We start from the raw sequence: 14763 nt of genomic DNA, 5'->3' as shown, positions 1-14763 counted from the left end.
GCAGCGTTACGCTTCTTAATTAAACAATGGTAAAACCGCCGTCGATAATCAAATCGGTTCCGGTTGCGAAGGAAGCTGAATCCGAAAGAAGATAAATGACGGCTCCCGCCAGCTCTTCCGGTTTGCCCATACGTTTGATCGGGGTTAACTCCTTCCACAGATCCTGCCAATCCTGTCTGACGAAGGAGGTCAGCTCTGTAAAGATATAGCCCGGGCTGATGCTGTTCACTCTTATTCCTTTCTCCGCCCATTCGACGGCAAGGGATTTCGTTAATTGCACAACACCCGCTTTGGAAGTATTGTAAGATGCCTGCGCCTGCGGGTAGTTAACAATGGTGCCGGACATAGAAGCCGTGTTTACGATGGCTCCTTTCTTATTGCGGGCCATCAAATATCTTCCGAATGCCTGAGCTACGAAGAAAACACCGTTTAGATTTACATTAATGACTTTCAGCCATTCATCCGGAGTCAAATCAACGACCGGCTTCTGAATGACAATTCCTGCATTATTGAATAACAAATCGAGCTTACCCATCTCCGCATCTGCTTGTTCAATGGCAGCGGCAACCTCATCCGGTTTTGTTACATCCACTCCGATGGCGATCGCCCGGCAATTATAATCCCTTGCAATAGACTCAGCCGTAGCCTGCGCTTTCTCCGCCTGTTGGTCTAAGATGACAATGTCCGCGCCTACTCCCGCAATATGCTCGGCAACGGATTTCCCTATACCCTGCGCTCCTCCGGTAATAACAACTACCTTGCCTTCCAGCGAAAATAACTTTTTCAGAGTATCCATACTCCCAATCTCCTTAATCATAATATTGTATTGTAACGACATTAAAACCAATAATTTGGTTATCTGGCATGTCTTTCATCCAGTTTATCCAGTCTGCTTATAAAGATCAGATTTACTTTTCACTGTCGATTAAGATCTTCGCTTTTACAAGACCGGGGGTTTTGAACATTTTGAATGCATCGGCTATTTCACTTAAAGGAACTTTCTTGAAAATGAATGAATCATCCAGTTTAAACTCGCCGGTGTTAATATAATGGGCTGTCTGCTCCCACTCTTTGCCGGGGAATTCCGAGCTGTACGACATCCAGGAGCCCGTCAGGCTGAATTCCTTCCGGTTGAGATTTTCCCATTCCTCTACGCTAAAGGAAATTTCCTTGGTCGGGGTTCCGATTAAGCAGACTCCCCCTTTGTTAGCCACCAATTCGAAGGCCATTTTCATCGTAGCCGTATTTCCCGCCGTTTCGTAAACATAATCAAATCCTCGGCCGCCGGTGAACGATTTGGCCTGTTCAATAAAGCCTTCTTGCAGAGTATTAACGCACTCATCGGCCCCGAATTTTGTCGCAAGCGCCAATCGTTCATCGCTAATATCGAATACGACGACTTTGCTCGCTCCGAAGATCTTCGCCCATTGCATCGTGAATAAACCGATCGTACCCCCGCCTAGAATGGCTACCGTTCCCCCAGGCTTATAATCCAGGCGATTCAATCCATGTAATGCGACAGTAATCGGTTCGAAGAAGGCCCCATGCTCAAAGCTGATCGAATCGTCGAACTTCACGGCGTTTTTCTCCGGGACAACCACATACTCAGCAAAGCTGCCGAATTGTCTCGAACCTATAAAGCTGTAATGCTTGCAAAGGGAATAGTCGCCTTTCCGGCAATCTTCACATTCGAAGCATGGAATGAGCGGAACTCCGGCTACCTTATCTCCCACTTTCAAGCTTTGGACGCCTTCTCCGATTTCAGTAACGATACCTGAGAATTCATGTCCCAAAACATTGGGATAGTAATGGGACGCATCTCCATTTACCCTGGGGAGGTCGGAGCCGCATATTCCGGTATATTTTACTTTGATCAATACTTCTCCTGCCTTGGGAGAGGGAGTTGGAATCTCTTCATATCTCAAATCCTCTCTGGCGTGCAGCACTCCTGCTTTCATGGTGAATTCACTCCTCTTACTTTGCCAGAATCATCTGCTGAAAGTAGGCTTTACAGCTTCATAAAGCCCCAAATACCTTTCCATTGAACGTTGATAGACTTTATGGTTTTCCATGTCGGGTTCTTGAACTCTCGTTATTTTGACAGTTTCCCCGACTGCTTCTGCGAAATTGTCGTATAAGCCGACGCCTACCCCCGCCAACAGTGCAGCCCCAAGTGTAGTGGCGGTATCCGATGCAGGCACGCTTATTTTGCAGCCCGTAACGTCCGCGTAGATTTGTACCCACAATCGGCTATTTGCGGCTCCGCCCATCGCTCTGAAATCCAACTCGTGGATATTGACTCCGGCTTCCTCCGCTACCTTTAAATTATGCTGAACGGAGAAAACGACGCCTTCCATTGCGGCCCGCACCATATGTCCTTTGGTCTTATCGAAGCCGAGCCCATAGAATACCGCCTTGGCATCCGGGTTCCATATCGGGCAGCGTTCACCGGCCATATAAGGCAGGAAGGTAACCCCGTCCGAGCCCGGAGAAATTTCTTCTGCCAAAGCCGTTAACTCATCGAACGACTTGCCTTCTCCGAACTGTTGTTTAAACCATCGTAAAACTCCCCCGCCGCCAACGGTTCCGGCCTGAAGCAGCCATAAATCGGGAACGACATGGGGCCCGAAGATCAATTGGGGATGCGCGATCGGCTGATCCTCACAAATGCTGATTCCCCCTGCCTGTCCTCCTTGGATCTGGGTTTGCTTGGGCAGATACACACCGGCACCCAACGTTCCACAAGCTGCATCCAGTCCACCGGCGACAACCGGAGTACCCTCTGCCAGCGAAGTCAGTTCAGCCGCCTCTTTAGTGACTCTCCCAATAATATCGTGACATTGATAAATATCGGGCACTTTATCCAGGGATAACCCCATCGCGTTGGCCAGCTCTTCATCATAGGTACAGGTCTTCGTGTTATAGAAATGCAGCCCGTAGTTTTGACATTTATCCGATGACATGACACCGGTGAGCTTCATACCTATATAACTGTTGCTTTGCAGAAATTTATAGGTTTTATTATAAATTTCAGGCATTGTTTCCTTGAACCAGATTAATTTGGACGTGGTATAGGCAGGCAAGAATGCGTTGCCGGACACTTCAAAAATCTTGTCTGCGCCTATTTCATCTTCGACGCGGGCGGCAATTTCCTTCGAGCGTGTATCCATCCAAATCGGTGTATTGGACAAACAATTCCCGTCTTTATCTACGGGGATGGCCGACCAGCCTTGACCGGCAATGCCTATTCCGATGATTTGCGAGGATTGGATTTCGCCTTTAGCCAGGCAATCCTTGATTCCCAGGCAAACTCCCCTCCACCATTCCTCCGGATTCTGTTCAACCCAGCCTGCATCGGGATAGTAAATGTTGTATTCTTGATTGGACTGAGCCAGTACCTCGCCTTTTTTATTAAAGACAGCAATTTTGCATGCAGAGGTTCCTATATCAATTCCCAGTAGTAGGTTTTCCATCTCGATGGCCTCTTTCATCCTTCACTAATTAACTTTTCCGACACTGCCGCATATTTTCAGCTTATCCATTGCCATTTGCTTGACTTTGTCCCGACCCGCTGCAGTGAATTTTTTCGGATCGATAATATCCGGCGTTTCCGATAAAGCCTGTTTTACGCCTTCCGTAAAGGCAATTCTCAGCTCAGTGGCATAATTAACCTTGCGGATTCCCCTCTTAATACATTCCTGGATCGATTGTTCGGACAAACCGGACCCTCCATGCAGCACTAAGGGCAAATTTACCGCTTCGCGTATTTCGCTTAAACGTTCCAGATCCAGCTTGGGGACTCCCTTATATACCCCATGCGATGTCCCGATGGCCACAGCTAAGGATGTGACCTTGGTTCTTGCCACAAATTCCTTCGCTTCCGATGGTTCCGTCAATCCGCCATCTCCGCCGTCGATATCATCTTCCTTGCCGCCCACCTTGCCAAGCTCGGCTTCAACAGGGATTCTTGAGGGGGCACAGGCTTCCACAACTTTCCTCGACAGCTCGATATTATCCTCGAACGCTTCATGAGAGCCGTCGATCATAATCGATGTATACCCCGCTCTCAGTGCCTGCATTGCCAGTTCGAAGCTGTTTCCGTGATCCAAATGAAGGGCAATCGGAACGCCGGCACCATCCGCGGCCGCCTTCACCAGGGCGTGAAATATAGCAAAGTTCGCATATTGAACGGTTTTCGCAGAGGTTTGCAGGATAACAGGCGATTTTAATTCCTCCGCCGCTTCCACAACCGCTTGAACCATCTCCATATTTTCCACATTAAAGGCGGCTATCGCATAGCCTCCCTTATCGGCATCCTTAAACATTTGTTCCGTGGTAACTAATGGCATAATGTTTATCTTCCTCTCCTGTAAGCTGTTGCCATCCTGATGAATATTTTGTCCTATCTATCTTTCTTTATTTTGACATTTTGGCGAAGACATCTTTCAAGGCATAGTAGCAATCGTCAAAAAGCTCCTTGACCGGCTGATAAGCTGTAACCGCCTCCGGGTTGGGAGTATGCACATGATTTATTTCAAGGAAATTATGAATAACATTGAAATCTTTATACAAGCCTACCCCGACGCCGCCTGTTACGGCCGCCCCCATAGAGCCTGCTTCCTCCAGCACGTTAGGAACCATTACCTTCGCGTTGTAAATATCCGCCATCATTTGACGCCAGACCGCACCTTTGGCTCCGCCGCCAATGACAATCATCTCATCTATCTCCACTTGCTTGCGGAGAATTTCCAAAATAATAGAGAGATTCATCGTTACGCCCTCGAGAACGCTCCTCATCAGGTCTCCCCGTTCATTTTCCGACTTCAAGCCGATAAAAGCGCCTTTCGCCTCCGCATCCCATCTCGGAGCTCTTTCCCCGAGAAGATACGGCAGGAAAATGACCCCGTTCGAGCCGACAGGGGATTTTTCAATTTGCTCATTCATATAATCATAAGCGGATTTGCCATTCACTTCCGCTTCATGCATTTCAAACCGGCCGATTGTATTTTTCAACCAGTGATAAGCCCCTCCGGCTGTCTGCATGGTCCCGTTGGGTGCATACAATCCGGGAACGATATGCGCCCATGTAACCGTGCGCATTTCATCGTCGAAAATCGGTTTCTCCGAGGCGGTGGTAATCCAGGCCGATGTTCCTATGGAACAATAGGTTTTGCCCGGGCTTATGGAACCCGCACCAACGCTTGCCGTTACGCCATCCCCGCCGCCGATAACGACCGGTGTTCCTTCGGCCAAGCCGGTAGCTTCCGCAGCCCTCCTGGTTACCCCTCCGGCTACGAAGGTCGAAGGCTTTAATTCCGGCAGCTTGTCCGGATCTATCCCGGCATATTCGATAATTTCATCGGACCACTTCAAATTCACCAAATCAAAGCATCCGTTGCTATTGCCGTCGGAATAATCCGTATAGAAATTCCCCGTCAGCCTGGCCACAATGAAATCCTTTGCATTTAATGTTTTATAGGTTTGCTCGTAGATTTCCGGTTGATTATCCCGGATCCACATCAGTTTCTGAATCCCGTAGGATGCCGTATTGCGATGCCCTACAATGTGGTAGAAATCCTTCTGAGAAATGCGGCTTTCAATTTGTGCGACCTGTTTCTGAGCACGTTGGTCCGCCCAAATAATCGCCTTGCGCAAAGGGTCCCCATTCCTGTCTACACAAAGACAGCCCATCATCTGCCCGCTGAAACTGACAACGGCAATATCGGAAGGCTGGATACCCAATGAGCCAATTAATTTCTTGCTTGTCACACATACGGCATTCCACCAGTCCTCTGCATCCTGCTCCGCCCAGGTACCGTTAAAATAATCGGTATTATAGGAAGCGACATGGCTTCCTACCATTTTACCGTCTTCGGAAAATAAAGTGGCCTTGTTCCCCGACGTGCCTAAATCATGGGCTAATATATATTTTGTCATCCATTACACCTCAGATTCGATTCATAAGCCTCAGTCTGCAGCCATCCAGTGATCTGACTATTTCGCTTGATTGGTTTGATTTGCCGATATCGTTACCTCGAACCGGTTCCTGTCCCCGCGATATCTGGCCAAAGAATACTCTATCGGCACGTCGTACATATTGTAGCCAACCGAAATAAATTGCTGGATCGCCTGGCCTCTACTGATATTCAGATGCTTAATATCATAATCTTGAGCATCTACGGCTTCTATTAAACGGCGAATTTTATAGATTTGGGTATCATCGTGCGACGCCAAGACAGGGTACAGTGACTCCCTGGATAAATCATGATCCAGAACAAACCTGCATTTCTCATATGGCAGATAAGTCTTAACCATCACAATGGGCTCGTCATCCGCAAACCGTTGGCGGTGGATATAAATGACCTTGTCCTTAGGCTGCAGATTGAGCTCATGGGCCACATATTCAGGCGCTTCAAGCACTTCGAAGTCAAGCAGCTCCGTATGGGGAGTTCTGCCCAATTGAGCAATTTGATCATTAAAGGAACCTAGAGCTTGAATGAAGCTTTGTTCAATTTTCGGCTTCGCCACAAATGTGCCTTTGCTTTTTACACGATATAACCAGCCCTCTTGAACCAGTTCGGTTATCGCTTGCCTGACGGTGGTGCGGCTGATTTGAAAAATATGGCTCAGTTCATTTTCCGTTGGAATCATGCTTCCAATCTTGTAGCGGCCCTCTTTAATTTCTGATAGAATCAGCTCTTTCAATTGGAAATATAATGGTATTGGAACGGATTTATCCAATTGCAAATTTCTCAATCTCATCATTCCCTCGTTTCCCGATAATAATTTAAGCCCTTTCGTAAAAGCCCAAGCCTGTTAAATTACCTTTATCAATGAGCAGTTTTGGATATTCGTTAGCGAAGATAATGCTCTTTCACTTGACAGAGTCGTTTCGAACTTCTTATTATTTAATCATGCTATATCAATATTATATTGTTACTATATAGTAACATAGTTAAATTATCAATTCAATTTCGTAGTTGTCGTATTGAAAACCATTACATGATAGATGAATAAGTTCCCGATATAGCTATTATTGTGCATCAGCAGCTTTCATAAAGCAGTCGGCAATATGCAAGTTTCCGAAGGGACGTGATGCCGAATAAGAAGCCCGATTATTTATGGCCCTCCTTCCTCCAAGCTGTGTCAAGATTTGTAAGATACTTTAAATATACACTCAATTCCATTAATATTGGAGGCATTAATAATGAAATTTGGAACATATTTTGCTTATTGGGAGCAAAGCTGGGATACGGAATATCTTAAATACGTCAAGAAAGTGGCGGACCTCGGCTTTGATGTTCTGGAAGTGGGAGCTGCGGGGATCGTCAATATGTCCGACGACGATTTATATGCTCTCAAGGCAGAGGCGGAGAAATACAATATCACTTTAACGGCCGGTATCGGTCTTCCGAAGGAATATGATGTTTCTTCCCAGGATGAGAACGTTCGCCAGAACGGCATTGCCTTCATGAAAAAAATTTTGGATGCCCTTCATAAAGCCGGAATAAAGGCCATCGGCGGAACGATCTATTCCTACTGGCCGGTTGACTATTCCAAACCTATCGATAAACCTGCCGCTCGGGAACAAAGCATTAAGAGCATGCAGGAATTGGCGGACTATGCCGCTCAATATGACATCACCTTGTTAGTGGAAACTCTGAACCGATTCGAGCAATTTTTACTTAATGATGCGAAAGAAGCGGTTGAATATGTGAAGGCTGTTAATAAGAACAATGTTAAAGTCATGTTAGACAGCTTCCATATGAACATTGAAGAAGATTACATTGGCGACGCCATCCGATACACAGGCGACTATCTGGGGCATTTCCACATTGGCGAGTGCAATCGCAAAGTGCCCGGCAAGGGCCATATGCCTTGGGCGGAAATGGGTCAGGCCCTGCGGGACATCAACTATGACGGCTGTGTAGTCATGGAGCCTTTTGTCCGTCCGGGAGGAATTGTCGGGTCCGATATCAAGGTTTGGAGAGATCTCTCGGACAATGCCGATGAAGCGAAACTGGATGCCGATATTAAAGAAGCACTTGAATTTGTTAAAAAGGAATTTTTGAGATAATCACCATATGGGAGTAACCTAGGGGACTGACCGCCGGCTCCGGTGAGGAAGGTCCCCTTGTGATTGAAATCCCTGTTGGACTATAGAAATTTAATCCAGTCATGGCCTTCCGGAAATTGAAGGCTTAGGGACGATTTCAGCCACTCCTTTTCTTGCGGAAGCAGCGAGGGGAGGATCGTTCGAAAATCCCGATAATCTTTATCCCGTACCTGCGATGACCCTGCTTTATAGAGAAGCTGTATCTCCGGCCTGATATAAGGGATGCCTTCGTCCGATTTCAGGAATAGATCATCGAACGGTCTCTTTATCGATTTATTTCTTCCGTATACCCATGAATCCCCCTCCGTATCAACCAGCATCATTTGAAAAACAAACGGAGTATCACTGCTCTTGCTGACCCAAATATCCATGGTGGTGTATAAAAACTCCCGGTCCTCCCACAGCGAAAGCTTGCCTTTCTCAGCCTTATACAGCATCCAATCCTGATTCAGATAATCGTATGCTGTCAGATGTTCCTCGCGAGTGATCACTACATCAATATCACTGTGCTCTCTTGTTTGTTTGCGGAGATGCAAATCCAGTGCCCAGCCTCCGGCAATGCCCCACTGAATCCCCATTTTAGAATAGAGAGAATAGATTTCCGCTACAGATAAAGGCATCCAATTATTGAAATCGTTTCTCAATTCGCTTCCTCCTCCCCATAACTTTTAAATCTAACATCGCCAATAACTGAAAAATCCTATTCTCACTACTTGTACCCTTCTCCTTCTGAAAATGATTATTCCCAAAATATGGAATTCACTTTACGAATAATCATTTTCTTACTCTGGCTACCATCCCCTGATTGGCTTGCATTAACTCGCTCACTTTTATTTTTACCAATGAATGGATAGAGCCTCCGCCTGTGTATACATACTCTAGCTCGGTTACTTTCGGGTCAATCAAGAAGATCGCGTCATAGCCAAAAGATGGAATTCCTCCGGCTGGATAACCCGTACCTTTGAAAACTTCGTCTTCTTCCGCCAATCTAGGCCGGGCTATGTTTAAAGCTTTGCCTACCCTGGACGTACTTGCTCTATCCTCACCTTTGACAATCGCTACAATTAAGCGGCCGTCGTCATCCATCATACAAATATTTTTAACAAACTCGTCTACTGCGCCGTTGACAGCCTTAGCAGCTTCCTCTACGGTGTGGCAAGACTCATTCAATTCAAGATGTTCTGCATTGATCTTTTTATGTTGCATATATTCCTTGATCTTTCTATTATAGTCCAATTGGAATCCCTCTCTTATTCATAATTTCGTCAGAAATGATTAATTCCTGTGCTTTCAGGGGAGACAGCCAGATGATGTTTGGCTACGCTAAAGCCGATAATAAATATGCCGTGATCGGTAAACATAGCTGATTCCACCTAACGATCGGCATTAAATTTGGAGTGTTGAATAGTTTTAATTTTTGCCGTTGACTTTACCCTTAGGGTAAGGTGTACGGTTGATTTGATCAAATATTGATGCTTAAACCATGCAGACCCTATAAAATATGAAGAATGGAGGTGACGTTTTGCTTTCGATTGGAGAATTCTCAAAGATATGCGGTGTGTCTGCAAAAACGCTGAGGTATTATGATGAAATTGGATTGATCCACCCCGATGAGATTAACCCGGAGAATGGTTATCGGTATTATTCCATCAAGCAGCTTAAAAAGATGATCTTTATCAACCGTTTAAAATCTTATCATTTCTCCCTGGAAGAAATCAAAGTCATTCTGGAATGGGAAGAGGATCAATCCGAAGAGAAGCTGTGTTCCGTCCTTAATCGCAAGACAAGAGAGATACAGGAAAAGCTGAATGCTTTGGAATACACCCTTAAACAAATGAACGAAGATATTTTAAATTTGCAGAAGGGCATTCCGATGATGTCGCACCTTGACCATATAGAAGTAGAACTTGTCGAAACCCGGCCAATGAATATTCTGTATAGACGTCAGATGATGAGCAGTGATGACTATGCCGCAGGTTATGAAACGTTTTTTAGCAGGCTCTATGAAAAGATCGCTACCGAAAAACTTACCTTGCTCGGTAAACCTATGACGATTTACCACAGTCCTGAATACAATCCTGCCGGCAACGATACCGAATTCGCCATCCCGATAGCGGAACCGGTCAAGGGAACGAGAGATATGCCCGGAGGTCTTTGTGCGAAGTCCGTTCTAAAGGGCTCCTATTCCGAACTGACATCGGTATATGCCAAGCTGATGGAATGGATCCATAGTAAGGGATATGAATTGGTGGGATCACCCTACGAAGTATATGTCACCGACCCCAATCAAGCCGCCGTTCCTGAGGATATGGTTACAGAGGTATATTTTCCTGTTAAGAAAAAATAGCGATGGAATTCACATTCCATTCAGGGGAGGAATTTAGAATGCACACAAATTACTGGCCAACTGCGCAATGGCATACCGAAGATCCCGCCGTCTTGGGAATGGATCCCAACAAGCTCTCGGAGCTCGAGTCTGTAATCCAGTCCGATTACAGCAATATAAACGGCATGGTGGTTGTGAGGAACGGATCTATCGCTTTCGAGCGGTATTATAATGGCTGTGGCCCGGATGATGCGCATCATGTGGCATCTGTAACGAAAAGTATTATATCGGCTCTTATTGGCATTGCCATAGATAATGGTGATATCACAAGCGTTGACCAGAAGGTGCTCGATTTCTTCCCCGAATATGCTCCCAAAGCTGCTGATCCGCTTAAAGGGGAAGTGACCCTGCGCCATCTTCTCACGATGACGGCTCCCTATCCGTTTCAGGACTGGCAGGAACCACTGGACAAGATGTGCATGCAGCCTGATTGGGTAAAGTATACCCTTGATATGCTGGGCCAACAAGGAAAGCTTGGCGATTTCAAGTATTCTACTGCAGGGGCACATTTACTTTCGGCCATCCTCACTCGCAGCACCGGCCGGAGCGCCCGCGAGTTTGCCAACGAGCATTTATTTAAACCCATCGGCATGAAAGAAATCCCGGAGCATGAAATGAAAGCATTCGGGTTCGATGATTTGTTCGGGAGCAATGTGAAAGGCTGGGTTCATGACCCTCAGGGCCACTCCACTGGCGGATGGGGACTTACACTGACTCCCCGTGATATGGCGCGTTTCGGTTTTCTATATTTGAACAGAGGTTTCTGGGAACATCGTCAGATTATTTCCGAGGCATGGATTAACGAATCGACTTCGATGAATCCCAATAACTACGGTTATCTATGGTGGTTACGCGAAGAGGACGGTGTTTCTGCATATTCGGCGATAGGCGATGGCGGCAATGTGATCTGCTGTCTTCCGGAACAAGAGCTTGTCATAGCCATAGCATCGGAATTCACCATGAATCCTCGGGACAGGTGGACATTGATCAAGGAATGGATTCTTCCGGCTTTATAACAGTTCTTTCTCATAAACGGGGGCAGCACACCTCTCATTATGGGCTTTCAAAATTCTGGTTTAAAACTTATGGGGGCGGGGAAATACTAAGGGGGTGTTTAAGGAGGATTCCCGCCAATGGATCGAAAAAAAGAAAAGAACAAACGAAAAAAATATAAATTTCATAAAGATGATATTACGGTTGTAGACACAGATATTGCGAAAAAGGCCGTGGTGGCTACCGCATTAGGCAATGCCATGGAATGGTTTGATTTTGGGATTTATTCTTATTTGGTTGTAATCATCGGGAAAGTGTTTTACTCGGGTATAAGTGAATCCACTCAGTTGGTATTTAGCTTTGGTACGTTTGCGGTTGCCTTTCTTATACGGCCTATTGGCGGAATGTTCTTTGGAATGCTGGGTGACCGGCTAGGACGTAAGAAAATTTTGGCTGTCACATTAATTATGATGGCCATCTCAACATTCAGTATCGGACTGATCCCAAGTTATGCGTCCATTGGAATTGCTGCGCCGATTCTATTGCTGTGCGCAAGATTGGTACAAGGGTTTTCTACAGGCGGGGAATATGCCGGGGCTATGACCTTTATTGCGGAATCTGCACCGGATAAAAAACGCGGGTTTATGGCAAGCGGGTTGGAAGTGGGGACTCTGGTCGGATACATTGGTGGTGCGGGGTTGGTTACGGCACTTACCTATGCTTTGGGATCCGAAACGATGCTTGATTGGGGCTGGAGAGTGCCGTTCCTGATTGCCGGACCAATCGGAATCATAGGCCTGTATTTTCGAAACCATCTCGAGGAATCTCCCGCCTTTACAGCGATGGAAGAGAAGAAAGAGGAAACGGGAAAAGAAAAGCATGTCTCCATGAAAGAACTGTTTCAGTTTCATCGACGATCGCTGCTGATGTGTTTGGTCCTGGTTTTCTTCTATAATGTAACGGATTATACGGTCTTAACCTATATGCCTTCCCACTTAACGGCGGTATTAGGCTATGAAGAAACAAAAGGACTCCTGTTAATAATAATTGTTATGTTTATTATGATCCCTATTGTATTATTTATAGGATATTTGGGTGACCGAGTCGGAAATAAACGGATCATTCAGGCCAGTTTGACCGGTATTATTTTGTTGTCTATTCCATCATTCATATTAATTGGAAGCGGCAATAATTGGTCAATTTTCTTTGGACTGTTGATTCTTGGTGTGCTCCTGGCCGGCATTAAAGGGACCATGACTTCACAATTACCATCGCTGTTTTTTACAGAAGTCAGGTACGGCGGCTTGGCGGTGGCCTACAATATTTCCGCTTCGTTATTTGGAGGCACGGCGCCTTTACTGATTTCCTGGCTGATTAATACGACCGCCAATGAATTTATACCGGCATATTATTTATTATTCGCTTCTCTAATTGGTATTGTCGTTGTTACCCTATTTCTAAAAAATACATCGGGTAAACCTCTCCGTGGTTCCCCACCCGCCGTTGCGGAAAAGCATGAAATCAAAGAAGTCATTGAAGATACGGAGCATGTGCTTTGGTGGGGAGAAGAAAAACACAAGATTGAAGAGAAGATTGAAGAGGCAGGCAAGGAAAAATAATTTAAAAACTAAAGCTTGAAATTACTCCAAATGATTATTAATTTCTTTGACAACTTTAGCCGGCACTCCTGCAACAACCGTATTTTCCGGAGCATCCTTGGTGACAACGGCCCCTGCTGCAACTACAGAGTTGTCGCCAATAGTCACACCAGGTAATATTGTTGCGTGACCCAATCCATACATTTTTGCCGATTACGACTGGAGAGGGAAACGTTGTGTTTCTTGTTTCCAAGGATAACCCATGATTAAGTGTGGCAATAGTGACATTCATACCGATCAATACATTATCATCATTCTCCTGTGGATTTCCACGACGCCCATTCAACTAAAAGAGATTAAGCCCCATAAACAAGTCCAAATTTTACCCCTAGCCCCCGTAGTCCCTCTTTGACTTCTCGCTCAACTGATTCTTGACAGATGATTCATTGCTTCATATTCTTTGCTTGATAACTCCAAAAGAATATCAGAAGCCTGATTTAAGTATAGTAATTCATGAGTTTCTCCAGCCTTTCTAATAAGCTTGGATACTTTCTCCCACATAAGCGCAATTTCGGTAAAGAGATTATATGCATTTTGTAAAGGAGCATTATCTAATATAATCAAACATTCTTTTAAGAAATCCCTGTATATGTTTCTAAAGAGAGATCCTCCGGTTCCTCCACGCTCCATTAGAGTAGCTGTTAATACTAAGTCACCTTCAATATTTTTACTTCTCTCAAACCATTTTTTAATCTCTACACTTGTTTTCTTAATACCTTTATAGCCCAAATTTTTTATAGGAGGATTAATATAATCAATAGCGTTATTCTTGATTGCTTTTGTAATCACATCCTTTAAATTGGGTTCAGCCCCTTTTTTCTTAATGGTATAAGATAGATTTCTTGAAGACATCGGGCCTTTTGCGTTTCTTGCCATTGCCAAATGTTCAAGACTTGTTTTTACCATACTACCCTGTTGTCCTGTATCAACTAGGTAGGCAAAACTATCGTCATATCCATACATAGCCACATAATGACCGGCAAAATGTACCTTATTAGTGAAATAATCTAAGTAATAACTGTCAAGCTTCAATCCTACAATTATTCCTTTATCTATGTTCTGTTTAACATTTTCCCACGCTTTTTTGGAGGAAGAAGTTTCTTGTACATCCATTTGGAGATTTAAATTATTTACAATGTTATGGGTAAGAAGATCCGGTTTAATCCTTCCTCCAAGAAACGGAAAATCCATATTTTTCATGTCCCAATATATATAACCAAATCCTTCACCAATACCAAACAGCATCGCTTCAGACATTTCAATTCCTAATCTTTTTATCAAATTTCCGGTAGCAGTCGTTTCACAGTGTTGGCCTGAAAAAGGCGAGAAATTTTGTATAAACATTTATCCTTCCTCCTTATCGTCATTTTTTTTCAAAAAATCCGTTTGTTGCTGAACTGTTGCTTTCCTGACGGTGAGCTCTCCACTCTGCCCAATGCGGTATTTTTTACCCAAAGCTTATTGCCTTCCTTACATGCCTTAATTTACAATCACTTATAAAAACAAAAATTTATATTTAAACATAGTCATTATATACTCAGGTATATGGGTGGGAGATACGTATGGAGCTGCTGCAGTTGAGGTATTTTCGAACGGCGGCCCGGATGGCG

Annotated in this window: 13 protein-coding genes and 2 pseudogenes; 4 read left to right on the top strand and 11 right to left on the bottom strand. The window is 44.9% G+C overall.

Going from position 1 to position 14763, the window contains the following annotated elements; all coding sequences use genetic code 11:
- Positions 1-19 precede the first annotated feature (19 nt).
- The 6 genes from ACFQ03_RS16890 to ACFQ03_RS16865 form a co-directional block, all read right to left on the bottom strand.
- Positions 20-796, bottom strand: a complete 777-nt coding sequence (locus tag ACFQ03_RS16890) for an SDR family oxidoreductase (RefSeq protein ID WP_144938292.1) — start codon at positions 794-796, stop codon at positions 20-22.
- 112 nt (positions 797-908) lie between these two features.
- Positions 909-1958, bottom strand: coding sequence for a galactitol-1-phosphate 5-dehydrogenase (locus ACFQ03_RS16885; RefSeq protein ID WP_144938289.1), 1050 nt, complete (start codon positions 1956-1958; stop codon positions 909-911).
- 30 nt (positions 1959-1988) lie between these two features.
- Positions 1989-3473: a xylulokinase gene (locus ACFQ03_RS16880; RefSeq protein WP_144938286.1), complete on the bottom strand. Its 1485-nt coding sequence runs from the start codon at positions 3471-3473 to the stop codon at positions 1989-1991.
- Positions 3474-3497: 24 nt separating this feature from the next.
- Entirely contained in the window at positions 3498-4349 is an 852-nt protein-coding gene (fba, locus tag ACFQ03_RS16875; RefSeq protein WP_144938283.1) for a class II fructose-1,6-bisphosphate aldolase, read from the bottom strand.
- Between the two features lie 67 nt (positions 4350-4416).
- A complete protein-coding gene (xylB, locus tag ACFQ03_RS16870) occupies positions 4417-5937 on the bottom strand; it encodes a xylulokinase (protein ID WP_150959911.1) in 1521 nt (506 codons plus the stop codon).
- A 57-nt stretch (positions 5938-5994) separates the two neighbouring features.
- Complete coding sequence (locus ACFQ03_RS16865) at positions 5995-6765, bottom strand: GntR family transcriptional regulator (RefSeq protein WP_150959912.1); 771 nt, start codon at positions 6763-6765, stop codon at positions 5995-5997.
- A gap of 442 nt (positions 6766-7207) precedes the next feature.
- Between ACFQ03_RS16865 and ACFQ03_RS16860 the strand changes: the two genes are divergently transcribed.
- Positions 7208-8077 (top strand): D-psicose 3-epimerase, encoded by an 870-nt coding sequence (locus tag ACFQ03_RS16860; protein WP_144938274.1) that lies wholly within the window; start codon positions 7208-7210, stop codon positions 8075-8077.
- Between the two features lie 80 nt (positions 8078-8157).
- Here the strand turns inward: ACFQ03_RS16860 and ACFQ03_RS16855 are convergent, their stop codons facing one another.
- The 3 genes and pseudogenes from ACFQ03_RS16855 to ACFQ03_RS16845 all read right to left on the bottom strand — a co-directional run.
- Entirely contained in the window at positions 8158-8760 is a 603-nt protein-coding gene (locus ACFQ03_RS16855; RefSeq protein ID WP_379289578.1) for a nucleotidyltransferase domain-containing protein, read from the bottom strand.
- A 130-nt stretch (positions 8761-8890) separates the two neighbouring features.
- The gene (locus ACFQ03_RS16850) at positions 8891-9322 is read right to left on the bottom strand and encodes an aminoacyl-tRNA deacylase (protein WP_379289616.1); all 432 of its coding nucleotides are present in this window, start codon (positions 9320-9322) and stop codon (positions 8891-8893) included.
- 62 nt (positions 9323-9384) lie between these two features.
- Positions 9385-9512 (bottom strand): annotated as a pseudogene (locus ACFQ03_RS16845) (iron chaperone); the annotation flags it as partial.
- Positions 9513-9638: 126 nt separating this feature from the next.
- Between ACFQ03_RS16845 and ACFQ03_RS16840 the strand changes: the two are divergent.
- From ACFQ03_RS16840 to ACFQ03_RS16830, 3 genes are all read left to right on the top strand, one after another.
- Positions 9639-10463 carry a MerR family transcriptional regulator gene (locus ACFQ03_RS16840; RefSeq protein WP_144941931.1) on the top strand — a complete coding sequence of 275 codons (825 nt, stop codon included), beginning with the start codon at positions 9639-9641 and terminating at the stop codon, positions 10461-10463.
- A gap of 38 nt (positions 10464-10501) precedes the next feature.
- Positions 10502-11518: a serine hydrolase domain-containing protein gene (locus tag ACFQ03_RS16835; protein WP_379289576.1), complete on the top strand. Its 1017-nt coding sequence runs from the start codon at positions 10502-10504 to the stop codon at positions 11516-11518.
- Positions 11519-11635: 117 nt separating this feature from the next.
- Entirely contained in the window at positions 11636-13114 is a 1479-nt protein-coding gene (locus ACFQ03_RS16830) for an MFS transporter (RefSeq protein WP_150959913.1), read from the top strand.
- 21 nt (positions 13115-13135) lie between these two features.
- Here the strand turns inward: ACFQ03_RS16830 and ACFQ03_RS16825 are convergent.
- Both ACFQ03_RS16825 and ACFQ03_RS16820 read right to left on the bottom strand, forming a co-directional pair.
- Positions 13136-13403 (bottom strand): annotated as a pseudogene (locus ACFQ03_RS16825) (DapH/DapD/GlmU-related protein); the annotation flags it as partial.
- A gap of 110 nt (positions 13404-13513) precedes the next feature.
- Complete coding sequence (locus ACFQ03_RS16820; protein ID WP_379289574.1) at positions 13514-14497, bottom strand: BtrH N-terminal domain-containing protein; 984 nt, start codon at positions 14495-14497, stop codon at positions 13514-13516.
- Positions 14498-14763 lie beyond the last annotated feature (266 nt).

It is taken from the genome of Paenibacillus residui (assembly GCF_042677205.1).
GTDB classification, from domain to species: Bacteria; Bacillota; Bacilli; order Paenibacillales; family NBRC-103111; genus Paenibacillus_L; species Paenibacillus_L residui.
This window is presented reverse-complemented; position numbering and strand designations above follow the sequence as displayed.